The sequence below is a fragment of the Peribacillus butanolivorans genome (assembly GCF_001273755.1).
In the GTDB taxonomy this organism is placed as follows: Bacteria; Bacillota; Bacilli; order Bacillales; family DSM-1321; genus Peribacillus; species Peribacillus butanolivorans.
On the sequence record NZ_LGYA01000001.1, the window covers coordinates 3,270,261 to 3,296,029 of the forward strand.

Annotated in this window: 29 protein-coding genes and 1 riboswitch; of the genes, 4 read left to right on the top strand and 25 right to left on the bottom strand. The window is 37.0% G+C overall.

Translation table 11 applies throughout. The features are described from left to right. The first annotated feature begins 238 nt into the window (after positions 1–238). Positions 239–487, top strand: coding sequence for a ferredoxin (locus AKG34_RS14995; RefSeq protein WP_034308087.1), 249 nt, complete (start codon positions 239–241; stop codon positions 485–487). A gap of 129 nt (positions 488–616) precedes the next feature. Here AKG34_RS14995 and AKG34_RS15000 read toward each other — a convergent pair whose 3' ends face one another. From AKG34_RS15000 to AKG34_RS15035, 9 genes are all read right to left on the bottom strand, one after another. Then, positions 617–1,198, bottom strand: coding sequence for an ECF transporter S component (locus AKG34_RS15000; RefSeq protein ID WP_053348127.1), 582 nt, complete (start codon positions 1,196–1,198; stop codon positions 617–619). A 167-nt stretch (positions 1,199–1,365) separates the two neighbouring features. Further along, positions 1,366–1,501, bottom strand: a riboswitch (FMN riboswitch). Positions 1,502–1,719: 218 nt separating this feature from the next. Next, a complete protein-coding gene (locus tag AKG34_RS15005) occupies positions 1,720–1,917 on the bottom strand; it encodes a helix-turn-helix domain-containing protein (protein ID WP_236694958.1) in 198 nt (65 codons plus the stop codon). A 2-nt stretch (positions 1,918–1,919) separates the two neighbouring features. After that, positions 1,920–2,372 carry an ArpU family phage packaging/lysis transcriptional regulator gene (locus tag AKG34_RS15010; RefSeq protein ID WP_053346810.1) on the bottom strand — a complete coding sequence of 151 codons (453 nt, stop codon included), beginning with the start codon at positions 2,370–2,372 and terminating at the stop codon, positions 1,920–1,922. Positions 2,373–2,428: 56 nt separating this feature from the next. After that, a complete protein-coding gene (locus tag AKG34_RS15015; RefSeq protein WP_053346811.1) occupies positions 2,429–3,052 on the bottom strand; it encodes an N-acetylmuramoyl-L-alanine amidase in 624 nt (207 codons plus the stop codon). A 50-nt stretch (positions 3,053–3,102) separates the two neighbouring features. Continuing rightward, positions 3,103–3,321 (bottom strand): phage holin, encoded by a 219-nt coding sequence (locus AKG34_RS15020; protein ID WP_053346812.1) that lies wholly within the window; start codon positions 3,319–3,321, stop codon positions 3,103–3,105. 139 nt (positions 3,322–3,460) lie between these two features. After that, complete coding sequence (locus AKG34_RS15025; protein WP_053346813.1) at positions 3,461–3,790, bottom strand: HNH endonuclease; 330 nt, start codon at positions 3,788–3,790, stop codon at positions 3,461–3,463. A gap of 188 nt (positions 3,791–3,978) precedes the next feature. Further along, positions 3,979–4,149: a hypothetical protein gene (locus tag AKG34_RS28030; protein WP_161804942.1), complete on the bottom strand. Its 171-nt coding sequence runs from the start codon at positions 4,147–4,149 to the stop codon at positions 3,979–3,981. Positions 4,150–4,228: 79 nt separating this feature from the next. After that, positions 4,229–5,074 carry a hypothetical protein gene (locus AKG34_RS15030; protein WP_053346814.1) on the bottom strand — a complete coding sequence of 282 codons (846 nt, stop codon included), beginning with the start codon at positions 5,072–5,074 and terminating at the stop codon, positions 4,229–4,231. A gap of 182 nt (positions 5,075–5,256) precedes the next feature. Next, complete coding sequence (locus tag AKG34_RS15035; protein ID WP_053346815.1) at positions 5,257–5,484, bottom strand: hypothetical protein; 228 nt, start codon at positions 5,482–5,484, stop codon at positions 5,257–5,259. 15 nt (positions 5,485–5,499) lie between these two features. Between AKG34_RS15035 and AKG34_RS29325 the strand changes: the two genes are divergently transcribed. The 3 genes from AKG34_RS29325 to serA all read left to right on the top strand — a co-directional run bounded on the left by AKG34_RS29325 (position 5,500) and on the right by serA (position 8,839). After that, positions 5,500–5,619 carry a helix-turn-helix domain-containing protein gene (locus AKG34_RS29325; protein ID WP_269083766.1) on the top strand — a complete coding sequence of 40 codons (120 nt, stop codon included), beginning with the start codon at positions 5,500–5,502 and terminating at the stop codon, positions 5,617–5,619. Between the two features lie 5 nt (positions 5,620–5,624). Beyond that, positions 5,625–6,731, top strand: coding sequence for a site-specific integrase (locus tag AKG34_RS15040; protein WP_053346816.1), 1,107 nt, complete (start codon positions 5,625–5,627; stop codon positions 6,729–6,731). Between the two features lie 533 nt (positions 6,732–7,264). Beyond that, positions 7,265–8,839 (top strand): phosphoglycerate dehydrogenase, encoded by a 1,575-nt coding sequence (gene serA, locus AKG34_RS15045; RefSeq protein WP_053346817.1) that lies wholly within the window; start codon positions 7,265–7,267, stop codon positions 8,837–8,839. Between the two features lie 123 nt (positions 8,840–8,962). Here serA and AKG34_RS15050 read toward each other — a convergent pair whose 3' ends face one another. The 16 genes from AKG34_RS15050 to AKG34_RS15125 all read right to left on the bottom strand — a co-directional run bounded on the left by AKG34_RS15050 (position 8,963) and on the right by AKG34_RS15125 (position 25,766). Then, the gene (locus AKG34_RS15050; RefSeq protein ID WP_053346818.1) at positions 8,963–10,189 is read right to left on the bottom strand and encodes an RsiX family anti-sigma factor; all 1,227 of its coding nucleotides are present in this window, start codon (positions 10,187–10,189) and stop codon (positions 8,963–8,965) included. Further along, positions 10,155–10,715 (bottom strand): RNA polymerase sigma factor SigX, encoded by a 561-nt coding sequence (sigX, locus tag AKG34_RS15055; RefSeq protein ID WP_053346819.1) that lies wholly within the window; start codon positions 10,713–10,715, stop codon positions 10,155–10,157. The genes AKG34_RS15050 and sigX overlap by 35 nt, the downstream gene beginning before the upstream one ends. 237 nt (positions 10,716–10,952) lie before the next feature. Next, the gene (locus AKG34_RS15060; protein WP_053346820.1) at positions 10,953–12,743 is read right to left on the bottom strand and encodes an ATP-binding protein; all 1,791 of its coding nucleotides are present in this window, start codon (positions 12,741–12,743) and stop codon (positions 10,953–10,955) included. Next, positions 12,740–13,456: a response regulator gene (locus tag AKG34_RS15065; RefSeq protein ID WP_053346821.1), complete on the bottom strand. Its 717-nt coding sequence runs from the start codon at positions 13,454–13,456 to the stop codon at positions 12,740–12,742. Before AKG34_RS15065 ends, AKG34_RS15060 begins: the two co-directional genes overlap by 4 nt. 296 nt (positions 13,457–13,752) lie before the next feature. Beyond that, on the bottom strand, positions 13,753–14,931 hold the full coding sequence (gene ccsB, locus AKG34_RS15070) for a c-type cytochrome biogenesis protein CcsB (RefSeq protein WP_053346822.1): 1,179 nt from the start codon (positions 14,929–14,931) through the stop codon (positions 13,753–13,755). Continuing rightward, positions 14,924–16,573: a cytochrome c biogenesis protein ResB gene (resB, locus tag AKG34_RS15075; RefSeq protein ID WP_053346823.1), complete on the bottom strand. Its 1,650-nt coding sequence runs from the start codon at positions 16,571–16,573 to the stop codon at positions 14,924–14,926. Before resB ends, ccsB begins: the two co-directional genes overlap by 8 nt. Before the next feature lie 18 nt (positions 16,574–16,591). Then, positions 16,592–17,122: a thiol-disulfide oxidoreductase ResA gene (gene resA / locus AKG34_RS15080; RefSeq protein WP_053346824.1), complete on the bottom strand. Its 531-nt coding sequence runs from the start codon at positions 17,120–17,122 to the stop codon at positions 16,592–16,594. Between the two features lie 210 nt (positions 17,123–17,332). Then, positions 17,333–18,073: a 23S rRNA pseudouridine(2605) synthase RluB gene (rluB, locus tag AKG34_RS15085; RefSeq protein WP_053346825.1), complete on the bottom strand. Its 741-nt coding sequence runs from the start codon at positions 18,071–18,073 to the stop codon at positions 17,333–17,335. 319 nt (positions 18,074–18,392) lie between these two features. Then, the gene (locus AKG34_RS15090) at positions 18,393–18,920 is read right to left on the bottom strand and encodes a spore maturation protein (RefSeq protein WP_376108406.1); all 528 of its coding nucleotides are present in this window, start codon (positions 18,918–18,920) and stop codon (positions 18,393–18,395) included. Positions 18,921–18,933: 13 nt separating this feature from the next. Further along, complete coding sequence (locus AKG34_RS15095) at positions 18,934–19,527, bottom strand: nucleoside recognition domain-containing protein (RefSeq protein WP_053346827.1); 594 nt, start codon at positions 19,525–19,527, stop codon at positions 18,934–18,936. Continuing rightward, entirely contained in the window at positions 19,520–20,680 is a 1,161-nt protein-coding gene (locus tag AKG34_RS15100) for a D-alanyl-D-alanine carboxypeptidase family protein (protein ID WP_053346828.1), read from the bottom strand. The genes AKG34_RS15095 and AKG34_RS15100 overlap by 8 nt, the downstream gene beginning before the upstream one ends. Positions 20,681–20,982: 302 nt before the next feature. After that, a complete protein-coding gene (locus AKG34_RS15105) occupies positions 20,983–22,629 on the bottom strand; it encodes an FAD-dependent oxidoreductase (RefSeq protein WP_053346829.1) in 1,647 nt (548 codons plus the stop codon). Between the two features lie 173 nt (positions 22,630–22,802). Then, positions 22,803–23,366, bottom strand: a complete 564-nt coding sequence (gene ahpC / locus AKG34_RS15110) for an alkyl hydroperoxide reductase subunit C (RefSeq protein ID WP_053346830.1) — start codon at positions 23,364–23,366, stop codon at positions 22,803–22,805. A 463-nt stretch (positions 23,367–23,829) separates the two neighbouring features. Beyond that, positions 23,830–24,717 carry a superoxide dismutase gene (locus AKG34_RS15115; protein WP_053346831.1) on the bottom strand — a complete coding sequence of 296 codons (888 nt, stop codon included), beginning with the start codon at positions 24,715–24,717 and terminating at the stop codon, positions 23,830–23,832. Between the two features lie 121 nt (positions 24,718–24,838). Further along, the gene (locus tag AKG34_RS15120; RefSeq protein ID WP_053346832.1) at positions 24,839–25,327 is read right to left on the bottom strand and encodes a YpuI family protein; all 489 of its coding nucleotides are present in this window, start codon (positions 25,325–25,327) and stop codon (positions 24,839–24,841) included. Between the two features lie 22 nt (positions 25,328–25,349). Further along, a complete protein-coding gene (locus tag AKG34_RS15125; protein WP_053346833.1) occupies positions 25,350–25,766 on the bottom strand; it encodes a hypothetical protein in 417 nt (138 codons plus the stop codon). Positions 25,767–25,769: the final 3 nt, after the last annotated feature.

Here is a 25,769-nt window from a genome sequence, read left to right on the forward strand (position 1 = left end):
CTGCAAAAATCGCCGTTTTTAATGATAAATACCATAAGAAATTGTGACTAAATGACGAATGAAAGCAAAGATCAAAATACTATTTTCTATATTTATCATTGACATTCCACATCATAATAGTTAGTATCAATACAATTTCTATTGAAAAGTTTGGCATTCGGTCTTACAATAGGAAAGAGATAATAATCTGAAATAAAAAGATTATCAGTTGTTAATCAACTTAGGAGGGGTTATATTCATGGCTAAATTTACAATTGTTGATAAAGAAACATGTATCGCTTGTGGAGCTTGCGGAGCAGCAGCACCGGATATATATGATTATGATGACGAAGGGATTGCATTTGTTACCCTTGACGATAACGAAGGTATCGTTGAAATTCCAGATGTACTTATAGATGACATGATGGACGCATTTGAAGGATGTCCAACAGATTCTATTAAAGTTGCTGACGAGGCATTTGACGGGGATGCACTAAAATTCGAATAAAGGTACAAGCCATTTTCAATCGAAAATGGCTTTTTTTTGCTACTTATATCCCTTCCCCTACTAACCAAATTAAACAGACAAAAAACCGGACATAAATATCCGGTTTTTTGTGTTCTATAGTTAATGCCATTAAGCATTTTTATATAATACTTGCTTATTGATCCATGTCTGTAATTTAATAAACAACAACATGAATACAGAAGTGATAAGCACGCCTTTAATCACATTGAAAGGTAAGATTGCCGTCGTTACGAACTTCCTTGACTCGGGTGCTGACATTGCATCCCATCCCATAAAGAAGGTATATGCCGGTAAAAAGACATAATAGTTTAAAACACTCATAACTACCGCCATGGTAACTGTACCAGCAAGTAAAGCGAAAGTCATCCCTTTTTTTGAATTGATTTTTTTAAATACATAGTAAGTTGGCAAGACGAACAGTATTCCTGCTATAAAGTTAGCGATATGCCCCACAGGTACAGCAGTCATTGTCCCTGTCATGACTAAATCCAATAGGTTTTTAAGAAATTCAACTAGAATTCCAGCCATCGGACCGAAAATCAATGCTGCCATCAGTGCTGGAATGTCACTAAAATCAACATTCAGAAAAGGTGGAAATCCTGGAAACGGAAAATTCAAAAGCATCAATAGATATGAAATGCTTCCCAACATTGCCAGTGTGACCATTTTATTCACTTTGTTCTTTTTCATAGTTCTCTCTCCTTCTTTTTCTGATCTACCCGAAAAAGAGGTTAGTGCTCCTTCATCATGTTGATGTTCAATAAAAAACCCTTTAATTCCGACCGAATTAAAGGGATAAATTAAAGGTTTCATCAAACAAACGTTCAGTAAATGACTGTTTGAACGCAATCAGGAACCTCCATCTTCTCCCATCCAGACTATACTGTCGGCTTTGGAATCACACCAAATCCTGCCCCGTAAGGCTCGCGGGCTTAGAAGAATTATTTCTTCATCACCGCCGGTGGGGAATTACACCCCGCCCCGAAGATAGACCTATAAAATTTTTAGTTTCCTTTCGTTTCCGAAAGGTGCGTTAAGTAGCTTTGTATCAGCATTTCATTAGTAAAGGCGATTTATTATGTTTCCCCTAATCACCTCAAAAACTCGCTTATCCTACCAAGTTTCCTACCAAAAACCTACCGTTTCTCAACCACTTAACTGCTTAGATTTTATCACGTATTTTAAAAAAAGCAAGAAATAAATCTACGGCTTTAATTCTTTATTCCACTCCCTTCAAACCAATTAAAAAAGACATGCTTTGGTATTTTATAATTCCTCCCGACCTTTAGTACTCGGAATGGAGCATCAGCCAGTAACTCATAAGTTTGTCTTCTTCCTAGCTTAAGTATTTCTTGAATGTCTTTAGGCTCAAGTGCTTCGGGATATTCGTCTCTGTTGATTAGCCCCATCATCAAACCTCCTTATTTATTAACACAGCTATATTTAAATTTAATGCAACTTTATAAAAAGCCTTCCAACGAATTTTCGAGTATGTTTTTTCGGATATAGCCGGTTGAAACTTAAAACAATACACATTGTAATCTGTCAGATAGTCCGACTCCTCTTGCATGTATCTTTCTTCAATCAGAAATCTTTCCAACTTAGGTAAGCGACTGACAGCACATTCTAAACGTTTACAGAAATTTTTTCTATATGTCTGTTGGTCAGTGTTATAAATGGCAATACTTCCTGTCTGATCACCAGTCTGGTTAGTAGGACCATGATATCTTACTTCTGGGCTTGATGTGACTGAAGCTTCTCTTTCTTCATATAATAAGTATTTATATAATCTATATTTCTTCAGCGTTTCTTCCAATGCTTTCTGGGTTTCTTTTCTGTCTAATTCAGGTAGTTCAAAGCTCATTGTCTTCCCCCAATTCCCTAAGAGGTTCCCCAGGCCGAAGCCTAGGGCCAAACAAATTATTCTAATGAATCATCATCACTTAGGTCAGTAGCGAACGGATCGTCATCTTCCTTTTGGGTGTCAGGTTCAGCCTCGAATCGGCCATTTTCTTCTTCAGTTACGTCTTCCAGAGTCATCTGATTCGGAGAAACATTAGCCGTTCCATCATTTCCGATTTGTTTTAATTTAGCTGCATCCCCAGCATTATCAATAAATCCACATTCAGTTAAAATTGCAGGCATAGAGCTAGTACGAAGCACCTGATAGTTAGCTGATTTTTTACCGCGATCTTTCATATCAATTTGCTTCATTATTTCTACATGGTTGGTGGATTGATATTCTTTTGCCATAGCACTTGCTGAAGTGTAAATATAATCTTCGTATCCTGTTCCACCACCAGCGTTAATGTGGATTGATAGGAAAAAGTCAGCATCCCATTCATTAGCAACTTTAGTACGTGCAGATAAGGATGGATAGGTGTCACCAGCACGGCTCATTTTAACGGATACATCTTTATAATCTTCTAGCATAATTTTTACCTTTGTTGCTATTTTTAATGTTAAATCTTTTTCTTTTAAACCGTTCCCAACCGCACCTGGATCTGTCCCGCCGTGTCCTGCATCAATAAAAATTTTAGTCATTTCCCATCGTCTCCTTTTAATTTAAAATAAAAAGCCACCCAATGGGCAGCTTATTTTAATCCTTGTTTTTTCAATGCTTCTTCTTGTTTCTGAGCTTTCTTGGTTACTAAATATTGATTCTTATAAACTCCATATAAAGCAAAACCAAGGGGCACAATCGCTGTTAGGAAGTTAGTGAATGAATTTATCGTATCTTCATTGAACCATTCAACCTGATAACCGAGTGATTGAAAAAATAAAAGCAGTGCACCCAATGCACCGCCAATCATTGCTACATATTGTTACACCCCCCTCTATTTTTTTAACCCCCTAATATAGCAATGGTTTTTTAAATTTTTTTTGGACGACAGAGCCCCCTCCCCGGTCCCCGGGATTTTTTAATTCCACAAAAACTTTTGGTGGGGGGTGTTACCACATCTCGTCGTCCCATTTTTTCTTTTTCTGGTCTCCAAATACTCTATTGTGTATTTTGTTATGACAGTTCAGGCATAATGTTGTAAGGTTATCCAATACCAAAGCTAGCTGCGGATAATCTTCAATCTCGTACTTATGATGGACATTGAGCTCTATACTCTTCCTTTCACCTTCAACTTTCTTAGAGTCCACATGCACCTTGCCTTCACGCTTACACTGTTGGCATTCATAGTTGTCCCTCTGTAATGCTTTAAGCCTTAGCTTGTTCCATTCACTGGTACGATAGAACTTCTTCTTCTGTGCTTCTGTCTTGTACTCAGCCAATTACCACCTACCTCCCTAACTAAATATCTAATCGCGTTACCAACTAGAAGTCTAAACGTTTGATTTGTTCAAATATTGGGGGAATAATACAATATAAAAACGCCTATCATTTGATAGACGTTTTGAAAAAACTCAATTAGAGATTCTTAGTTATCTTTAGAACTCCCTAGGGTAGCTATTTTTTCTCATTAAATGTTTTTGATTTTACTAAGAATATAAATTTGTAGTCCTAAAACAAGACCAATTAAAACAGTTATAATGAAAAATGGTCCAACATCTTCGCTAAAAGCAGTTAATAATAGAAAAAATATTGCCACACTTATAACTACACCTAGCACTAAATTCAAGAAAAGTTTCATTGTTACACTCCTTACCACGTGATTCCACTTAATTATAACTAATATCTATAATAATCAAATAGATTAATAGTCATAGCTTTTAATACTTAAATGTTATCATAGGAACATTTGCGTTGCTTTTCTTTATGTTTCCTCCGACAGAAATCTGTCCTGTTGAAATTGTAATCGTCCCTGTTAGGCCAATTGTAACATGTGTATAATGTCCATAAGCGTTGGCATTGATATCGTTTTTATTACCTTTTTTCACTTGGTAAGATAGGTAGCCATTATGGTTCGTAGGTGATGCATTTGTTCCTATTGCCTTTAAATCAAATTTCTTTGCCCAACCTGCTTGACTTGGAGTTGATGAGATAGCTCCTTTAGTGTGTGTACCAGTTCCATCTGTATACTTATAAACAAACTTATCCGTACCAGATACTTTTACAGCTGATGTTGAATGAGTTATAGCTAGGACATCTTTTAATCCCACATTAGGATTCTTTAGCCATTTAAATGAATTTTTCAATAATGTATTTCCATTTGACAATTTAGAAGATGTTAAAGTTAAACTCATCCAACTTGTTTTTTCTGTCTTAGTAGCCCTCATAACTTTATCATGGAAAAGCCCTTGGGTAGCTTGTTCCTCTGTAACAGGAATGATATCTACTTGTCCATCTTCTTGTTCTGTAACTTGAAAGAATTCAGTAGATTCTCCTGTTAATTCGCCATCAATATTTGCAAATGCCTCATACTCTTCTTCAGTCATACTATCAATTTCTTCTTCACTAAAACCTAAGTTTTTTAATGAATCTTTCTGTTCATCTGACAAATAAATTGGTGTTGAACCTTCATCATTTGATTCTGCTTTTGAATTAGTTGGCAAGACTAAAAATAGTAAAAAACCCAGTGCAAACACACCTAAAACTTTACTTACTTTGAATAACATTAAAAATCCCCCTCTTATTACTTCTATTGGAAAAAAAACACAGGTTCAACAATACCATTCATCTTATGTTTTCGCAACTAATTACCTATTAGAAATGTAATATTTAATACATTTTAACGGTTAAATGGGACATTTTCCTCTCTCTCCAAAATAAAAAGCACCCTCGAAAGGATGCTTAGACTTTACCCGTATACAATTGGGTCACTTTCATCATATTCAACTATAGTTTCCTCTAGTATTTCCACTGAAGATATATGAACTAGGTTAATAATTATCTTCTCTTCTTTATCAAGAGTTATATATTTTATCCGATCAAGTCCAACAACACATCTCTGCATAAACTCTTGTAGGCTATTATCTTTTTCACATAAATATTCTTTGCCACTATCCATAATTACTTTTAATTTCAAATTCCATACCTCCTAATATCTCCAGCTACTCTTGCAAAAATGGGGAAAGACGAATATATCTCGATGGAAATTCTTGATAAGGTCTGTACGTATTTTGAAGTTCAACCTAATCAAGTCATTGAGTGGAAGGAGTAATCAGTGTGCCAATTTATGAATATGAGAAGAATGGAAAAACAGCCTACTATTATACATTTGAAGTGAAAGACGATAAAGGTAAGCGTAAAACGATTAAGAAACGCGGTTTTAAAGGCAAGAAGGAAGCTAGGTATGCTGAGGCCTTAACGAGGACTGAATGGCTTAGGGGAAGCTATATAGACCCAACAAAGATTATTTACAAGGACTATATAACAGAATGGCTAGAGAATAAACAAGATATTAATAAAAAGACTCGTCACGTAAATGAAGGACATCTTAGAAATCATATTATTCCTGAATTAGGTCATCTACCTCTTCAAAAAATAAATATTGTCCATCTCGAAAAGTTCATAAAAACACTTCAAGATAAGGGACTCGCCGATGGAACAATAAAAAAAATATACAACCTTGTTCAAACATCTTTTAACTCTTCCATCAAAAAAGAATTAATAATAAAGAACCCTTTTTCTTTATTGGATAAAAGCTCAAAACCACGCTCTGGTAAGCCGAAAGTGGATTACTGGACCAAAGATGAGACAAAAGCCTTTCTAAGCGGATTTGAGCACCGCAACAAGATTATATTCATATTGGCTATCTATACAGGGATGCGCCAAGGTGAAATCATGGCTTTGCGTTGGAGAGACGTAGATTTTGAAAACAAAATGCTTCGGATCAGACAAATCTTAGACTTTGATGGAAAGATAGAAGAACGAGTCAAAGCTGATGCCGGCTATAGGTCTGTTACGGTTTCAGACAAAGTGTTGTCAGAATTGAAGAAACATCGTTCAATGATTATTCAGGAAAAATTAATTGCTGAAGAGTATTTCGATCATGACTTAGTTGTATGCCAACCCAATGGGAAACCTTCTATTAAAACAAACTTTCATAAGTTTTGGATTAGACAATTAAATAAAACAGGTGTGAGGAAAATTAGGTTTCATGATTTAAGGCATACATGTGCCTCACTTTTATTTAGTGTCAATGTGCATCCAAAAGTTGTTCAGGAACTACTAGGACACAAATCCATAAAGGTAACCTTGGATACCTACTCTCATATGATGCCTAATATGCAAAGCGATGCCGTTAAAGCATTGGATGAAATGCTTAAATAAGTATCCTTAAAATCCCTACCATTTACTTTAATATTCTCTAATTTCCTACCAAAAAACCTACCAAACAAAAAACAAAAACGCTAGAGCCCTTGGTACATATGGGTTCTAGCGTCTTTTATATGATTCGGAACTCTTCCCGCCCCGAAGATAGACCTATAAAATTTTATTTTACAAATTCCATTATATATGACTTTCCTTTTTTTGAATAGTTTTTTTTAATTTGAAAATTTATATGAAGATATTCATTTTTCAAGGCCACCATAATTTCTTACATCTCACCATTTACATATCAATGAATTAAAACAAAAATTATATTGACGATTATATCAATTTTAAGATTATTTAAAATAATTGTTCTTTTTCATACAATAGATGATAAATCCATTATTATTGCGGACTTATACAATTATTTCACTTAATAATAATTATTTTAAGCGCTTACATGAATAAATGCCAAATTGACATATTCGGCATTTCAATTGTAAAATTAACTGAAATTTAAGATAATTTTTTCCTTAGGAAGGTGTATACACGTGTATCGGATTTTAGTAGCAGATGCCATCAAACCAGAAGGACTCGGACCGCTATCAGAGGCATCCAATATCCTTCTTATTCAAAAGACAGTAGAAGAAGCAGCAAACGAACTTGATCAGATTGATGCAATACTTGTTAGAAGCGCAACAAAAGTTACGGAAGATTTAATGAACCGTATGCCACAGTTGAAAATTATTGCACGCGCTGGTGTCGGCGTTGATAATATTGACATCCCTGCTGCGACTAAACGTGGGATTGTGGTAGTTAATGCACCTGATGGCAATACCATTTCAACAGCTGAACATACATTTGCAATGATGGCTTCACTAATGCGCCACATTCCGCAAGCATATGCATCTCTGAAGAATGGGGAGTGGAAACGTTCTTCTTATACTGGAACAGAACTACGCGGTAAAACATTAGGTATAGTGGGTTTTGGACGTATCGGAGGAGAAATCGCTAAACGCGCAAAAGTTTTTGGTATGGAAGTCATTGTATTTGACCCATTCTTAACTGCTGATCGTGCAAAAAAAATGTCTGTCACTTCCCTGCCGTTAGATGAATTACTTCCTAAAGCAGACATTATTACTGTTCATACACCTCTAACGAATGAAACTAGAGGATTAATAAATAAAGAAAAACTGCTTACCTGTAAAAAGGGTGTTTATGTATTAAATTGTGCCCGTGGCGGAATTCTTGACGAAGATGATTTATATGAAATGATTGTTAAAGGGCATGTAGCAGGCGCAGCGTTAGACGTTTTCGTTGAAGAACCTCCGCTTGGCCATAAGCTACTTGAACTTGATAATGTCATTGCTACACCTCATTTAGGTGCTTCTACAAAAGAAGCTCAATTAAATGTTGCAGTACAGGTTGCACAAGAAGTGCTGACTTATTTTGAGGGAAATCCAGTTTCAAGTTCTATCAACCTTCCAGCCATTTCTAAAGAAGTGTTTGAAAAGGTTCAGCCATTTTATCAACTCGTACAGCAAATGGGATCAATTGCTTCTCAATGTATGAAAGAAGGCATCCAAGAGATTTCCGTTACATATGCGGGAGAATCATTGGACTTTGATACAACGATTTTGACAAAAAGTTTAATATCAGGCTTCTTTAAATCAAGAGTTGACGCTTCGGTCAATGAAGTGAATGCCTTGCTGATTGCAAAAGAGCGTGGTATTACCGTTGGCGAAAAAATCTCTGCAGACTCTTTAGGATATTCTAACCTGATCAGCCTTAAAGTAAAAGGTGATAACCGTGAACTAACAATCAGTGGCACTTACATTGAAAATTATGGTTCTCGTATTGTGAATTTGAATGGCTTCAAAATCGACTTCCATCCGGAAGCAAATTTACTATATATCCAACACACCGATAAACCTGGTGTAATTGGTAACGTAGGTAAGATCCTTGGTGATCATGAAGTGAATATTGCAACCATGCAGGTAGGTCGAAAAGAAGCTGGCGGAGAAGCTATCATGGTTTTAAGCTTTGATAAACCATTAAGTGATAACATGAAGCAATTTTTAAAGGAAACAGAAGAAATTACATTCATGGCTCTCATTTCATTATAAGAAAAAAAGAATGTGCCCTTAATGCGGGCACATTCTTTTTCTACGAGATTTTAGATACTCAGCAACCATTATCAGGATGTTTTATATAGCCCAGCTCCCACTTCTTTTGACAACTTCCTCCCCTCAATTCACTTGGTTAGGGGCTTTAGGTACTACTATGTCTTCTGTTAGATTTAGATTGCCAACTTTTTCAATTGGAGCATTTTCAAACTTTACTCTATTAAAGCCAAATTCCTTTGCAATAAAAAGAATCGCTTCTAAAGCTTGAAGAGAATCCTCACTATTTTCAATTACCACTTGTTCTGCTAATTGAATAGTCACAAGATCTCCATCTGAACTTATTTTTTCCCAAATTAAATCATCGGGGATAGCAGAAGATATTCCCTCTATGTCTGGCTCCTCTTTTCCTGCCTGAAGTGCCTCCTCAAAGTCCTGATAATCTATATTACTTGGTACAAGAAACTTTGGTGAGGATTCATCATTTTGATAAAGTAGAAATGTGCGATTTTTTTGTTGAGGTATATCTGCTTCCTTTAAAAATCCTGCATGGGCAAACCTTGCACCTTGCTTTCCATCTGTAGCAAAGGTCATCTTCTCTATATTAAGATAGGACAGCGTCTCTTCCATCGTATGGAGAAAGAGGATATCCTCATCCAATAACTGGCTGTCTTCATGTAGCTCAATATGAGCAGTATTCATTTCGGTTCCTTGGGTAATCTCTATATCAAGTGGGAAATAGTCAGAGAGACCATATTGTTCCTCATTGATATCCGACATTTGATTAACTAACTGATTTAGAGTATCCGATTCATCATAACGATTGACAACAATTGAAATCGGGATGACAAAATTCTGTTGATTATCTGGCACACCCATGGTAATCGGCGATTTATTTTTCAGATCGTCTGGGTAAATTGCAGGAGCAAGGGCTACTACCTTGTCCTTTTTTACAGATTCACTATCGAAAACTTCTTCTTTCGTTTCTATATCTTCTTCACGCATACTCTGAAGCTTACTATTTTCCTCTTTGTCTTCGGCAGACTTATCTTTTACTTTTGTATCCTGTTGTTCATGATCTGGCAGTCTTTTAAGTTCAGAGACAGCTAATTTCCCATTATCGCTGCTCTCCTCTTTGCTTGTAGTCCCTTCTTTCCCAATAATCAGTGAAGAGGCCAAAACAACCATTAAGAATAAGGAGGCAACACCCACAATAAGAGGAAACCATTGTTTTTTCCGCTTTTTATTATGAATCCCTGCAAACACCTCATCCTTTGTTCGTTTGTCTTTTACTTTCGGAAGCTGGTGAAGCATGTCTTCAATTTCGTTTTCTTTCCAACGGGGTTTTCTCAATGGGGTCATCCTCCTTTCCAGACAAATCTTCCATCATCTTTTTAATTGCTTTTAACGCACGATGCTGGGTTGTTTTAACCTTACTTTCACTCCAATTTAATACCTCAGCGGTTTCTGATATGGACATTGCTTGAATATATCGTAATATGATGACGGACCTTTGATCAATCGTGCATCGGTTCAAACATTGATATATATCATGGATATCATCATTCATAATAGCCACTTCTTCCGGAATAGGCTGAGTATCTTTAATCATTTGCCTCTCCCAGTCGAAGTTAGAAAAGATTTTGTCTCTCCACCGTTTTTGTTTCCGAAAATAATCAATCGTCACATTTCTCGCAATAGAATATATCCACGTTTTTTCACTGCTTTTTCCCTCGAATCGGTCATAGGCCTTCATAACCCTGATATAGACCTCTTGAACAAGGTCCTCTGCCGATTCCCGATTTTTAGTCATATAATAAATGAATTGATAAATTTCGTGATGATACTTTTCATAAAGATCGTGGAAAACGGAATCCATCATTTCCCCACATCCGTTCATAAATATAGTCGTCATTCATATATAAAAGTTACACTTTACATATGATCTTATTACAAAATTCAGTGAATTTCTATATATAAGAGTCCTATTCACTAGAATATTACTAACCTGTTCCCTTTCTAAGAAAAAAGACAAAGACAAGTTGGAAATAAATCCAATTGCCTTTGTCTCCACTGTTTCTTATGAAACAAGATTTTCTGGCAAACAACCAGTTATTCATTCAGTATTTTCCATTATTCGAGGTAGAATAATGCTGAATGTCGTCCCTTTTTTAGGTAAACTGTTTACCGAAATGTAGCCATCATGGGCATTAATGATATTTTTAACAATAGCCAATCCCAAGCCAGTACCCGATCGACCGCGTGTACGTGCTTTATCCGCTTTATAGAATCTCTCGAATACAAAGGGTAAATCCTCTTCAGGGATACCCGAACCAGAGTCCTTCACATCAATAATCAACCCTCTTCGATCACTTGTCCTTTGAATGACATCAATGTTCCCGCCTGGAGGGGTATGTCGAATCGCATTATCAATTAAATTCGTCAATACCTGTTCAATTCGGTCGGGATCGAAACACCACTCGATTCCGTTGTCTTGAAGATTAGTGGATATCGTTATCCCTTTTTCTTTAGCTAACCCGGAAAATTTGCTTGTAATCCTCTTTAAATAAGATGAAATAGGTATGCATTCATAGTTGAGACTCATTTTTCCTGATTCCAATTTAGCTAGATCGAGTAAATCATTGACTAAACGGCCCATTCTTAGAGATTCATCATAAATAATCCTGGCCATTTCCATTTTTTCCTCTTCACTTCCAGCTATGTCATCAACAATTGCTTCACTATATCCTTGCAGCATTGAAATCGGCGTTCTTAACTCATGAGAGACGTTTGCTATGAAATCAGTCCTAAGTTTGTCCATACGTCTTTCATCACTCATATCACGAATGATAGCTACTGCTCCGCGAATATTGTCGGCATTTGTATATAAAGGACTGACAATCAATCCCCAGTCCCTTCCCTGCAATGTAATTTCCCCGACTTGCTCCTTATCGAAAGACTCTGATTCATCAAATAGATTCATCAGTACCAAAGGGACATTTACATTATCTTCCCGGTTGTAGCCTTTTTCAAAGTACCAAGATTGCAGAAATCTTTCCGCTGGCGGATTCGTTTCCAGGATAGTTCCATCTTTATTGAAGGTAATGACTCCATCCGCCATACTACTAAGGATGCTCGAAAGATGTTCTTTTTCCTGGCTAAGAGCATTCATATTGAATTTCAATTGCTTTCTCATCTGATTAAATGCTATTGCCAACTCACCAATTTCATCCTGAGTCAAGATAGGCACCTTTGTATCAAATTTCCCCCTAGCAATGGCTAGGGCGGCTTCCCTCATCTTCACCAGCGGAGCATTGATCCTTGTAGATAAAAAGAAAGCAAAAATCGTTGTTAAAATAATGGCAATCCCTGCTGCCAACAGAATGAATTGCGTTGTGGACTTAGTGGTTTCTTCCATGGACTCCAAGGATTGAAATAAGAAGACCTCGTCCTGCTCTCCATTTAGTTCAAGTGGCACTCCGACAACGATTGCAGATAATTCCTTATTTCCATTGTCCTCAGATAGCGCCATTTCTTTTTTTACAGTCTTTCTTTCCGTAAAAACTTTCTGCAAATCGGGATCATTTTTAATTGACTCTGGCGTAATTTTAATCTCCTTATCACCGATTGATGAGAATATCATTTTTTCATCATTAAGGATAATCATTTTCGTTTCGTCGCCTATCAATTCCGAAGCTATTTGTAAAACATAATTGCTAGAGCCCTGATGATCATTTGTAACCTCTATGATCTGCTCTGCCGTTTTGGTTAAATCATTTTCAATATTTTCAATTTGAAAATTCTGAAAGAATTCTACTAATAGAACGGTTAAAACGATTAATACAAATGACACGAGCAATAGAATGGTTGCCCAAAGCTTCCCTACAACACTGCCCCATAACATCAGTCATTAATAACTTCGAACTTGTAACCGACACCCCAAACAGTGACAATCATCTTGGCAGCATTTTCGGATATACGGTTTAATTTTTCACGTAGGCGTTTAACATGCGTGTCAACAGTTCGAAGGTCTCCAAAGAATTCATAATGCCACACTTCTTTTAACAATTGCTCGCGATCAAATACTTTATCAGGTGATTTCGCTAAGAAATACAATAATTCATATTCTTTTGGTGTCAAAGATACCTCTTTATCATCAGCAAGTACACGATGTGCATCATTATCAATTGTTAAATGGGAAAAGACAATCACATCTTTTGTCGTCGTTTCGGTCTGCACGTAACTCGTGCTTGAAGAACGGCGTAATAACGCTTTCACCCTTAACACAACTTCACGAGGACTGAATGGTTTGACAATATAATCATCAGTCCCTACTTCAAATCCTTGGACCCGATTGACTTCTTCTCCTTTTGCAGTAAGCATGATTATAGGTGTTGTTTTTTTCTCTCTTAACTCACGGCAAACTTCGATTCCATCTTTACCTGGCATCATAATATCCAATAAAATTAAATCATAATCATTTTCAAGAGCTTTTGATAAAGCAACATCTCCATTTTCAGCTTCATCAATTATGTATTCTTCTCTTTCCAAATACATTTTTAACAAACGGCGGATTCTTTCCTCATCATCCACCACGAGAACTTTAATAGCATTATACATTATGTAATCAGCCTCCCTACATATATTTTACAAAATGAAAACTTCTATGACTAATATTTTTTCCTTCCAAAGTACGATAAATAGCCAATTCTGTTTAGCTTCTATGAACTATTCACCATTTTGTCACAATAAACACACTCCTTCTGTTCCCACACTAAGGCCTGGTTGTTATTTCCCCGGGAATAACATGGAAATAATAGTATAGAAAAAGGGATCATTCTTAGAAACATCGATAAGTATTCTCCTCGATGTTTCTACCAAAAGACCCCCTTAATCTAATTTATTAAATTACCGAATCAAGCATACGAATGCAAACCAGCAATAACAAGATTAACAAATATTAAGTTAAATATCATAATAGCAAAACCGATAACGGCTAGCCACGCTGATTTTTCTCCCTGCCAACCCTTTGACATACGCAAATGTAAGAAAGCTGCATAAAACAACCAAGTAACCAGTGCCCAAACTTCTTTCGGATCCCAGCCCCAGAATCGTGTCCAGGCAACTTGAGCCCAGATCATGGCAAAAATGAGGGCTCCAAGTGTAAAGATTGGAAAACCGATAAGAACCGAACGATAACTGATTTCATCCAATAAATTCAAATTTACATTTTTGACAATCGGTTTGATCAATGCGGCAACTCTTTTACGAGAAATCAGTCTAATCAGACCATAAAGAACGAGTCCGATTCCCATCGACCAAATGACTGTATTCAGTTTCTTAGCATTAATTATCGCAGGCATGTTCACCAGTGGTTCAAATCGTTCTGTATCAGTTAGTTCCCCTTCATGGGGACCTACAAGTGCAGGAAGATTAAATTCCTGTTTTGCCAGCTCATCATGTTTATCGACCCAATCAAAATTCGCTTTATAGTCCATGGCTGCGAAAGTTGAAGTGATAATGACAAAACCTATGGTACTTACTAACGTGTACATGATGATTTCGAGCCAGAACGTTCGTTTGCTCGATTGAGATTGATCTACGGATTTGACTAAATAAATTATAGCAGCAATAAAACTAATCGCAAGGATAGACTGTCCTGCCGCTGCAGTTGTTACATGAATATGAAGCCAATCACTCTGTAGTGCAGGAATGAGTGGTGAAATTTCTGTTGGGAACATACTTGCATATGCGATAATTAATAAGGCAATAGGTAAGGCAAATAGCCCAAGAGCAGGCAATTTATAAAGGAAATAAATTAATATGAAAGCACCAACCAGCATCATTCCGAAAAAGGTTGTAAATTCAAATAGATTACTTACCGGCGCATGACCGGCAGCAATCCACCTAGTGTTAAAATATCCAATTTGTGAAGCAAAACCGAGAATGGTAATCATAATCCCCAATTTAGCCCATTTGTTTTGTTTCTTTTCCTCTGCTCCTCGTTTATCCTTAATCGATCCTCCGAATAAAAAGGTAGCAATCAGATATAAAATAAAAGCTGCATATAAAAAGTTACTGCTTAATTCAGCCATTTAAAACTTCCCCCTTAGTAGAAGATTTCTCCTCCTCAAGTTGATCCGATGGTTCGCAAAGAGAAGTGGATTCTATCGCATGTTTTATATCTCTTTTAATACCGTGCCAGTTTTTGTTTGTATGGCCGGAAATTAATATCTCCTCATTTTTCCTTTTAATCCAAATACGTCGGTGATTCCAATATGAACCTTGGACGACACCTACCATAAAAATGATTCCACCTGTGAACAGAATCCACAGTGTAAGATCTTTTCTAACCGTCAAAGCAGTGACATCTTTAGTTTCTACACCATTAAAAGCCATTTTATATGTATTTTCACCTAATGGTTCCACAGTCTCTTTTATTGCAACAAAACTGACTTCACCATCTGGTTTATCCGGTGTGTACATTTTAAAGATAAATGCCGGATTATTCGGAATCTTCGATATCGTTCTTGGTTGTCCTTTTTCATCGAACTCGAAATCTGGGAAGTAACTGATTAAATCTACTGAATATCCCTTATTTAATTCGTATTTCTTTTGAGGGTTATTTAAATCAACCTTCAAGCTTCCATAATTCTCTTCGGTTTTTTTATTAATTAAATTAAAAGCCATCGTACTAAGTTCATCTAGTTTATAGTCCACTTGGTAGAGAGCATAATGATCATGTTTCAAAGGTTCATTGACTTTAATTTTAAAATCTTTGAGCTTATTAAGGTCCACTTTTTCCCCAGGTATCGTTTCTCTCTGAGCTTCGTATAGTGTGACATCGGATTGATAGGTTTTAGCTATTGTACCGGTTTTGTCTATTGCAGCACTATATTGCTCATCCTCTTTATTTTCCTTGTCATACACCTCTAAGGTAAACCCATTATTCTGGAGATAATATTCTCCATTTGTACCCGGAATTTCTTTCGTCTCACCTTCTCGGAGCCAGAGAACTTTGTCTATATACATCCCGGGGACAGAGCGCAATAACGCCCCAATTAAAAAAATGATAAGTCCGATATGGTTTACGTAGGGTCCCCAACGTGAAAAACGGCCTTTTTCAGCAAGAATATTACCGCTTTCCTCTCGTATATGATAACGCTGCTTTTTCAATCTCTTTTTCACATCTTCAAGGTCGATATCTTGTTCATCCAGCTTTGTCACTCCATAAATTCTCTGACGTTTCATAAAACCGTCATGACGTGTGACTCCTTGTTTTTTCAATGAACGATATAAAGGAAAAAAGCGATCAATACTGGCAATCAAAAGTGATATGCCTAACATGCCAATAATAATCAAATACCACCATGAACTATACAAATTATGAAATCCAAGTTCATAATACACCTTTCCGAACCAGCCGTATTCTAATTCATAATGCTCTGCTGGCGTCGCAGTCGAAGGGATGTACATTTCCTGTGGCAATATTGTACCAATCGCTGAAGCAACTAAGGCAATGACAATGAGCGTCACTCCTACCTTAACGGAAGAAAAAAAGTTCCATATCTTATCAATGATTGTTTTTTTATAGGTTTGTGAGCGTCTGGCACTACCTTCATATCGCATATCAATAAGCTTGTTTTCTTTTTCGTTTCCAAGTACCATCCCGCATTTGCTACAAATTTTTGTACCAAACGGATTTACATGACCACAATCGCATTTTACTTCATTCATGTCAAAAACTCCCCAATATTATGGTTTAATTCTCTCCATATGCTTTTGGATGCTCTCTTCTGTCAAAGCTCCGGTAATGATATCTACCACTTCTCCCTTTTTATCAATCAAAAAGGTGACCGGCAAAATATCCACGCGATAGGCATTCTCTACTTTACTACCATTATCGATCATGACAGGAAAGGTAAGATTATGTTTTGCAATAAAATTGTTGACAGCATAGTCAGATTCCCCAACATTCACCGCTAATATCTCAACGCCCTGGTCTTTGTAGTTTTTATATTGACTTTCCATATAAGGCATTTCATATTCACACGGCTTACAATATGTACCCCAAAAGTTCAAAAAGACACCTTTTCCTTTATAGTCGGACAACATATGCTCTTTGCCTTCCATATCCGTCAAAACGAAATTAGGTGCATCTGATCCTTTTCGAAGACTTTCATTCTTTTCTTTAGTGAAGTTTGTATAAAGGGCAAACACTAAAGCTGCACCTAACAGCAGAAGAATGATGGTTCTGCTAACTAGGCGTCGCTTTTTTTTATCCATAGAAATCCTCCTAAGGCAACACTAAAATTTAACCATACCATCATACCATTTAACACTATGTCCATATTTTTTACATTTCCGAAGGTTTTGTGACACTCTTTTCCGTTTTAGGAAAGAAAGGGTATTTACAGGTTGTTTTCCACCACCTATCCCTCTAGTTAGAAGAATGGGGTAGTGGTTTCAACCTATTAATACGGGATAACTTCTTCCTTACATTCTCCGTTGTTTAGGCTCGGTTGTTGCTAAAGTTCGCATTAATTTGACTTCATGTGGAGTCAATTCACGGGAGTCACCAGCAGTTAAGCCTGCTAAAGTTAAAAAGCCATATTGTTCCCGCTTCAATTTAATTACAGGATGACCAATTGCTTCAAACATCCGGCGGACTTGTCGATTTCTTCCTTCGTGTATAGTGATTTCCACAATAGCCGTTTGCTTTTTTTTGTCAGTTGACAGAACCCTAGTCTTAGCTGGAGCTGTCTTACCGTCCTCCAACTTAATTCCTTTTTCTAACTTTTTCAAGCTTTCACGTAATGGCATTCCTTTCACTTTTGCCACATACACTTTATCTACTTCATGTTTCGGATGCATTAACGTGTTTGCAAACTCACCATCATTCGTTAAAAGCAATAAACCAGAAGTATCATAATCCAGGCGGCCAACTGGATAAATCCGTTCACTAATGTAAGGGAAATAGTCCGTTACAACTTTTCTATTCTTATCATCCGAAACTGCAGATATAACACCACGCGGTTTATAGAATAAGAAATAAACCGGAGCTTCTTTTTCAAGTGGGACTTCATTAACCTGAACCTTGTCATTAGGACCGACCTTCACACCTAATTCCTTCACTACTTTGCCGTTCACTTTTACCTTACCTTCTAAAATCAACTCTTCTGCCTTACGACGGGAAGCCAGTCCAGCATGAGCTATCACCTTTTGTAATCGTTCCATCTATCTTCACCCCATAGTATAATCATTCGTTTGTTATTGTCTATACATACACAATCATACAATTATTACATATAGAGAGGCAAAAACAAAAGGTTTTTCGTGATTAAGAGCTTTTCTTTTATTATTACACCAATTATACAGACGGTTAAATGGGTTGGTTTCCATAATGAGTGTAACATAGCTTATTTTTCCATACAAAAAAATGTATCTTTTAGATGATGGTTTGATTTTAATAAAAAAAACTTGTCGGTCTTTTGCAAAAAAACAATTTACGTATAAGGACAAAAAAAAGAAATGGAATGATCCATTTCCGTGACTTTTATTTCATTCCGAATACGAGAGTTACAACGACAACAGCAGCTACAATTCCGATTAGATCCGCTAAAAGTCCAACCTTGAGCGCATCACCCATTTTCTTGATTCCCACAGCTCCAAAATAAACGGTCAAAACATAGAATGTGGTATCTGTGCTACCCTGAATGGTGGCAGCTAAGCGCCCAACGAAGGAATCCGGCCCATAAACTGAAATTAAGTCACTGGTCATTCCTAAAGCTGCCGTACCTGATATCGGGCGGATTATCGCAAGTGGTAAAACCTCTGCTGGAAAATGAAGCAGGGCAAGCAACGGATTTAATAACTGTACAATAAAATCCAGTGCCCCCGATGCCCTAAATACGGAAATGGCCACAAGCATTCCTACTAAGAAAGGTATAAGGGAAAAGGACATGCTAATTCCTTCCTTTCCCCCCTCGACGAAGGTCTCATAGGTAGGAACTTTTTTCAATGTCCCGTACAGTAATATTGTTAGAATCAAAAGCGGTATCATCCAAATTGAAATGGTGGTCATCCAGTGCAACATCCTATTCCCTCCCGTTCCTTTTTCTCCTGTAATAAAAATATCGATCAATCGCAATCCCTCCAACCGCTGAAATGGCCGTGGCGATAATAGTAGGAAATACGATATCTGTCGGGGAGTGAGCATCATAATTCATTCGAATCGCAATGACAGTCGTTGGAATCAGTGTAACGCTTGATGTGTTTATCGCTAAAAAGGTGACCATCGAGCGGCTGACCGTTGCTTTTCCTCCATTAAGTTTCTTTAACTGCTCCATGGCTTTAATACCAAGAGGCGTGGCTGCATTCCCCAGTCCAAATGTGTTTGCCATCATATTCGATAATATATATCCCATTGCTGGATGATTGGGTGGGACCTCTGGGAATAGCCACCTCATGAATGGTCTGAACAAGTTGGATAACTTATCGAGCAGTCCGGATTCTTCCGCTATTTTCATTAACCCCAGCCAAAAAACCAAAATACTCATCAACCCTAGACAAAGGGTGACTGCTTCCTTAGCACTGACAAAAAGAGCTTCATTCACCTGATCCATCGTTCCATTTATCATTCCAAATACGATGCCGATCACGGTCATTCCAACCCAAATATAATTAACCATTGCTTTTGATTCCTAATACTGCTTCAAATAGCTCAGCCCAGCTAGATTGAAAGGATTGATGCTTGAAGCTTTCTTTTGTTTCACCATAAAAAATTGAACGTGAACCGATTTTTTTTCCATCGAGATAGATAGAAGCTTTGCCAATTACTTCAGGAATTTTTCGTTTATCTTTCCAAGCCTTCTGTGGTTTCAACAATTTCATTTTCACATTGACCAGTTTTCTTTCTTCTTTCGTGAGTGGATACGAAAAATCGTTTTTAATATATACATGGCCTCTATACGTTTTATTTTTCATATCTTTTACCAAGCCCTCAGGTAAAATTTCAGTTGGCTTATATTCTTTAAAAGCGGATTCATACATTTGAATATGATCATTCCAATCATCGGGACCATTCAATGTTACAGCTATTAAATCATGTTGGTTTTTTGTAGCCGTCGTGACCAGGGTACGCTTTGCCAGTTTGGTAAACCCTGTTTTCCCCCCTGTACAATACTCATATAACTGTGTCAGAAGTCGATTTTTGTTCTTCCAGACATAATCCCATTGTTCTGTTGAATTAGGTGCTCGGTGCACCTTAGTACCGGCAATCTTTACATACGTTTTATTTTGCATAGCATAACGAGTCAACAAAGCCATATCATATGCTGTTGAATAATGGTTATTCGTATTATCCAAACCATGCGGATTTGAAAAATTAGTATTCTTCATACCGATTTCCTCTGCCTTTTGATTCATCATCCAGACGAAGCCATCAAGGCTCCCGCCCACCTTTTCGCTGATTGCGACTGCCGCATCATTCCCCGAACGTAACATCAATCCATAAACCAAATCTTCAAGCTTAATCTTTTCTCCTTCTTTTAAATAAAGGGAAGAACCCTCAGTCCCGAAGGCATTACTACTAATCTTTACTGTTTCCCCCATTTTTCCCGATTCAATAGCCAGTATAGCCGTCATGATTTTCGTGATGCTGGCAATACGGTTTTTTTCATGAGCATTCACCTCATAAATGACCCTTCCGCTTTCCTCATCCATTAATATCGCGCTGTGGGCACTAACGGCTACGTTAGCATTAGCGCTTTGTACCGGTGCTAGAAAAGACAAAAGGAGAATGATAATAAACAAACCTGATAACCCTTTATATAGAAAACGCATGAGTGCCCCCTCGTCTCTTAACTTGTTTTTGTACAAGTTTATGCAAAGGGACAAGGGTTATGAATAAAAAGAATGTGAATATCTATAAGATCCTAGGATTTAAAAGGGCTTTTTCACATAAAACTTTACATGACATTATACAAATTTACCGATGTACTAGAACATATCAGGATAAATCTAAATGCTCCTCCCACTATTGATGAATATAATTTTAGATAGAGTGAATTTCGGATCCATGTTTGAACCCATAAAAAAAATCGATAAGGGGACATGAGATGTCCCCCTATCGATTTAGCGTTCTATCATACTAACAATGCAGCGATTTCATCAATTTTCTTTGCACCGAATACTACTTCTTTATCATTGATGATCATAGCCGGCACGCTCATTACTTTATATTTTTTCTTGATTTCCTGGAAATTACTTATATCGACCATTTCAGCCTCAACGTTAGGGTTCTCAATAGCAATACGCTGTGCACCCACTACAACGTCTGGGCAGTAGTGACATGCCAATGATACCATAACTTTAATGTTCGCTTTTTTACTGATTGATTTAATCGAATTTAAAACAACTGAATCCAACGCTTGACCAGGTCCAGCTAGGTTATAAATAGCTAAAATGAAGGAATTCAACTCATGACCGCCTGGTACACCATGGTATTTGACACCACTGTATTCACCTCTCGAATTTATTAGAGAGACAACTGGGAACTTATCAGCATTGATTTTTTCTTCGATTTCCTTATTTTCACCTTTGTTATATAACTCAAGATGAAGCTTGTCACCTAATTCAGCAACATCCAACAAGAAATCACGCAATTCGACTGATTTTGGCAAACCTTCGTCTACAATAGATACCAACGTTACATCGCTTTCCATCTTGCCGAAGATTCCTTTTAATTGACCGCGTAGTGCGTCACTTAATAGAGCGCTCTTTCCTGCTGGAACAGCAGCCTGTTCTTTTTTCTCAGGTTTTTCAACAGCAGGCTCATCTTTAATACCTAAGCGATCTTTTTCTTCAGCAATGTATTTACCCGCATCCGTTGCTGCAATCGCTCCGTCAGAAACAGCGGTAATAATCTGACGCAAGGATTTTGGTCTTAAGTCGCCAGCTGCATATACACCTTTCACATTCGTTTTCATATCATCATCTGTGAGAATGTAACCCGCATGGTCCATTTCGATATGGCCGTTGAAAATCTCTGTTTTCGGTTCGTAACCAATGAATACGAATACTCCAAACGTACTGTCTTCTTTCTTCGCTTCATACTCAAACTCTTCCTTGGTAACGTTATTGATGAAGCGGGCACTTTGAATCATTTCATCCCCATATACCCCAAGGATTTCTGTATTGAATTTCACTTCAATCTTATCATTTGCCATTACTTTATCAACAATAGAAGGAGCACATGAGAAGCTTGATTCCCTGGCAATGATTGTGACTTTTGTAGCAAAACGAGTCAGGAAGATAGCTTCTTCAGCTGCTGCATATCCTGCCCCAATAACGAAAACTTCCAACCCTTCAAAAAATTCGCCATCACAGGTTGAGCAATAAGCTACTCCACGACCAGTAAATTCCTCTTCCCCTGGGAATCCAAGTGTTCTTGGAGAGGCGCCAGTTGCAATTATTACAGCGCGCGCATGGTAATCCCCACTAAGCGTTTTAACGACCTTTACCTCACCAGAGAAATCCACTCCTGTTACATCAGCTTTGGCAAACTCCACTCCAAAATCTTCATTTTGAAGTTTCATTTCTTCAACTAACCTTGGGCCTGAAATATGACGAATACCAGGATAGTTTGCAATTTCTGATGTTGTTGCAGCTTGTCCGCCACCTGTACCTTTTTCAAGAATTATTGTTTTAATTTTAGCTCTACCTGCATATACACCCGCAGAAAGACCTGCAGGACCACCACCAATAATTAATAAATCATGTATTTTTTCCATAGTTGTTCTCCTTGCTGAATAATAATACTTACTAAAAAAAGTTTATTTTGAATAACAAAAGGCACTTATTTTAGGTAAGTGCCTTTTGTCATTAGAATCTTGTCAAACAAATTGTCTTCGTAATCAATGTGTAGATAGTGTCCAGTAACGAATTGGATTATATCCTCAAAAGATTAAAGTTTACCTACTAGATCTAAGCTTGGTTCAAGAGTAGCTTCACCTGGAGTCCATTTAGCAGGGCAAACTTTATCACCATGTTCTGCTACAAATTGTGCAGCTTGAACTTTTCTCACAAGTTCTTCAGCATTACGACCGATTCCTAAATCATTCACTTCGTATGCTTTAATTTGTCCTTCTGGGTTTACGATGAAAGTTCCACGTAGAGCTAAACCATCTTCTTCGATTAATACACCGAATTGACGAGATAAAACATTTGCTGGGTCAGCTAACATTGGATATTGAATTTTACCGATTGTATCAGTAGCATCAGCCCATCCTTTGTGGCTGAAATGAGTATCTGTTGAAACAGAGTAAACTTCACAACCAATTTCTTTGAATGTTTCATAGTTGTCTTGAAGATCAGCTAATTCTGTTGGACATACAAATGAAAAGTCAGCTGGGTAGAAGAAGAATACTGCCCATTTTCCTTTAACATCATCTAATGTTACTTCCTTGAATTCTCCTGCATGGTAAGCTTGTACTTTAAAATCTTCAACTTGTTTATTAATCAATGACATAATAAATTCCTCCAATAGATATATTTTTTAATCTGCTCCTATTTATAATAATTATTAAATAGAAACTAGTCAATAAATATACCTTAATAATTTTTAAGTTCACAAATTAGCCACAGTTTTTATATTGATATACATTAAACAATTTATAAACCGCATTGTACTTTAAAATAGCGTATTTAACACATCTTCAATGTTATATCAAGATTAAAAATAACAACTACCCTAATTATTTCGAAAGATGATATTGTCTCCTTTTCAATAAAATAATAAATTCCAAATGAGAATCAATTGTCGATTTCACCCATACAATTTACTTCATCCTTCATATACTTCCCACATTATTCCTAATTAACCCCAAAAAACTAATCTGTACTGTCCTTTTAAACGAAAAAATGCCGAACCATAATGGCTCGGCCCTTCAACTCAAAACAATTCGTTTTTGGTAGAACATATATTTTATCCGTTATTGTTGTTTCCAAGTAAGCTTTTTCGCTTCGGTAAACCGTAAAGCTGTTTGGGGCCAGTTTACAACGTCCCACCATTTATCCACATAAGAAGCTCTATTATTTTTATATTGTAAGTAATATGCATGTTCCCACACATCTAATACAAGTACTGGAATCGTATCCCATTGCGTTAAAATCATATGCAACTCTGATTGAAGAATTTCTAGTTTACGCGCACGTGGCACCCAGACTAAAATCGCCCAGCCAACACCTTCAACCTGTTTAGCTGCTTCACTAAAGTGATTTTTAAATGCTGCGAAACTTCCAAAATCCTTCTCAATCTGTTTAAGTAAGTCTCCCTTTGGCTGTCCGCCGCCTCTTGGAATCATCCCTTCCCAAAATATTGTATGCAAATAATGCCCGGATCCATGAAAGGCTGCTTCCTTTTCCCAATGTTTCAACAATGAATAATCCTTCGTCTCCCTGGCATTTTTCATCATTAATTCTGCTTTATTCAGACCATCTACATAAGTTTGGTGATGCTTATCATGGTGAAGGTACATGATTTCCTCTGAAATGGTCGGTTCCAACGCATTATAGGCATAAGGTAGCGGCGGAAGCGTATGTTTTCCAATTGGTACAGATTGAGATTGAGTTTGTCTTTGCTGAGTACTGAAATCTCTAGCTATCTCTTCAATTTCTTCGTAGACCCGAGCCATCTCTTCTTCAATCAAGACCATATTCTCATAATCTATTTCCTCTCCAACGAGATCATTAGTCCATTGGGAAAGCCTTTCAATGTTTGCCAACACTGTCGAATCGGTGATATCTATTCTCTCAAGGTATGCCATTATTTCATCAATCCAATCACTTACCTCTTTTGCATACTGTCTTACATCAGACATCTTTCAACCCCCCTGTAACCTACTTACACATAAATCATCAGAGTATTTTATGTTACGAATAAGCGAAGATTCCATTTATAAACAAAAAAAACAACAAGGCCTATTAAGCCTCGCTGTTTCTTTATCTTGACTGTAACATTTTCGTCCGGTAATCCGTTTCATAATACTCTAATTCTTCTCGCATGGTCTGAAATCCACTTTCTACAGATTTCAGAATAGATATAATGCTGTCCGGTACACCTTGATGAAATTTAATCGAGTTTTTTCCCGTATAGGCAGATCGGCTGTCTTCAAACCAACGGTCCGATTTTGGGGAAAAATATTCTTCTATACATTGATGATACACTCTATATAGCGTCTTTTCAGCTGCAGCTTTATTAAAAACTTCATTTTTAAGGACGATTTGGCAAGCTTCTAAACCCTCTTCACAACTTACAAGCATTCTTCTTAAACTAGAGAGGATTCCTTTATAATAACTTTCTTCCCCGCTTTTTTCCTGTTGAAGCTTAGAATAGGTCGTCTCATTTATAAACTCTTCTAACTGAGCTACTGTCGTTTCTAAAAAGCTTTTTACATCCTCAAGCTGAGATTTTACCAATGTATTCCCCAACCGTGAACCCTCCTCAAAATGATTATGAAAGAATATTAAAATCTACATTTGATTTAATATCATATGGTTTAGCTTGGTCAATAGATATAAACACTTTCTCTAATTTTCCAAAATTTACATTTTCGAAATAACCAGCTAACTCTTTTTCTGAATTAATATATAAACGTTTTCGGCTAGCCAAACTCGGGTCTTTGAAAAGGCAAACCATTGCAATGATATCAGCCATATAAATATCTCGGTCGAAACTTTTGAATAAAGGATTGGTGGAATATGGAGTCCACCGAGCGACCATCTCATCAAAATAACGAAGATACAGCACATTCAGTGTCTTTTCTTCTCCATCCTTTATGAATTCTATAACGGATCGGTTAAAAAATTCCTCCGGAGAATTGGACTTTTCTTTTTCAAGTCCAAATCCATTACATGCTACAATTCGCACTCG

What these genes read in the sequence shown, in the direction of transcription:
- AKG34_RS15000 (WP_053348127.1), bottom strand. Translation starts at nt 1,198, where the DNA reads ATGAAAAAGAACAAAGTGAATAAAATGGTCACACTGGCAATGTTGGGA.
- AKG34_RS28030 (WP_161804942.1), bottom strand. Translation starts at nt 4,149, where the DNA reads ATGAAACTTTTCTTGAATTTAGTGCTAGGTGTAGTTATAAGTGTGGCA.
- AKG34_RS15010 (WP_053346810.1), bottom strand. Translation starts at nt 2,372, where the DNA reads ATGAGCTTTGAACTACCTGAATTAGACAGAAAAGAAACCCAGAAAGCA.
- AKG34_RS15100 (WP_053346828.1), bottom strand. Translation starts at nt 20,680, where the DNA reads ATGCGTTTTCTATATAAAGGGTTATCAGGTTTGTTTATTATCATTCTC.
- AKG34_RS15030 (WP_053346814.1), bottom strand. Translation starts at nt 5,074, where the DNA reads ATGTTATTCAAAGTAAGTAAAGTTTTAGGTGTGTTTGCACTGGGTTTT.
- rluB (WP_053346825.1), bottom strand. Translation starts at nt 18,073, where the DNA reads ATGGAACGATTACAAAAGGTGATAGCTCATGCTGGACTGGCTTCCCGT.
- AKG34_RS15020 (WP_053346812.1), bottom strand. Translation starts at nt 3,321, where the DNA reads ATGATTGGCGGTGCATTGGGTGCACTGCTTTTATTTTTTCAATCACTC.
- resA (WP_053346824.1), bottom strand. Translation starts at nt 17,122, where the DNA reads ATGGATAAAAAAAAGCGACGCCTAGTTAGCAGAACCATCATTCTTCTG.
- ccsB (WP_053346822.1), bottom strand. Translation starts at nt 14,931, where the DNA reads ATGGCTGAATTAAGCAGTAACTTTTTATATGCAGCTTTTATTTTATAT.
- AKG34_RS15115 (WP_053346831.1), bottom strand. Translation starts at nt 24,717, where the DNA reads ATGTCTGATGTAAGACAGTATGCAAAAGAGGTAAGTGATTGGATTGAT.
- AKG34_RS15005 (WP_236694958.1), bottom strand. Translation starts at nt 1,917, where the DNA reads ATGGGGCTAATCAACAGAGACGAATATCCCGAAGCACTTGAGCCTAAA.
- AKG34_RS15105 (WP_053346829.1), bottom strand. Translation starts at nt 22,629, where the DNA reads ATGGAAAAAATACATGATTTATTAATTATTGGTGGTGGTCCTGCAGGT.
- AKG34_RS15015 (WP_053346811.1), bottom strand. Translation starts at nt 3,052, where the DNA reads ATGACTAAAATTTTTATTGATGCAGGACACGGCGGGACAGATCCAGGT.
- AKG34_RS15065 (WP_053346821.1), bottom strand. Translation starts at nt 13,456, where the DNA reads ATGTATAATGCTATTAAAGTTCTCGTGGTGGATGATGAGGAAAGAATC.
- ahpC (WP_053346830.1), bottom strand. Translation starts at nt 23,366, where the DNA reads ATGTCATTGATTAATAAACAAGTTGAAGATTTTAAAGTACAAGCTTAC.
- resB (WP_053346823.1), bottom strand. Translation starts at nt 16,573, where the DNA reads ATGAATGAAGTAAAATGCGATTGTGGTCATGTAAATCCGTTTGGTACA.
- sigX (WP_053346819.1), bottom strand. Translation starts at nt 10,715, where the DNA reads ATGGATTCCGTTTTCCACGATCTTTATGAAAAGTATCATCACGAAATT.
- AKG34_RS15095 (WP_053346827.1), bottom strand. Translation starts at nt 19,527, where the DNA reads ATGGTTAATTATATTTGGGTTGGAATGACCGTGATCGGCATCGTATTT.
- AKG34_RS15090 (WP_376108406.1), bottom strand. Translation starts at nt 18,920, where the DNA reads ATGACCACCATTTCAATTTGGATGATACCGCTTTTGATTCTAACAATA.
- AKG34_RS14995 (WP_034308087.1), top strand. Translation starts at nt 239, where the DNA reads ATGGCTAAATTTACAATTGTTGATAAAGAAACATGTATCGCTTGTGGA.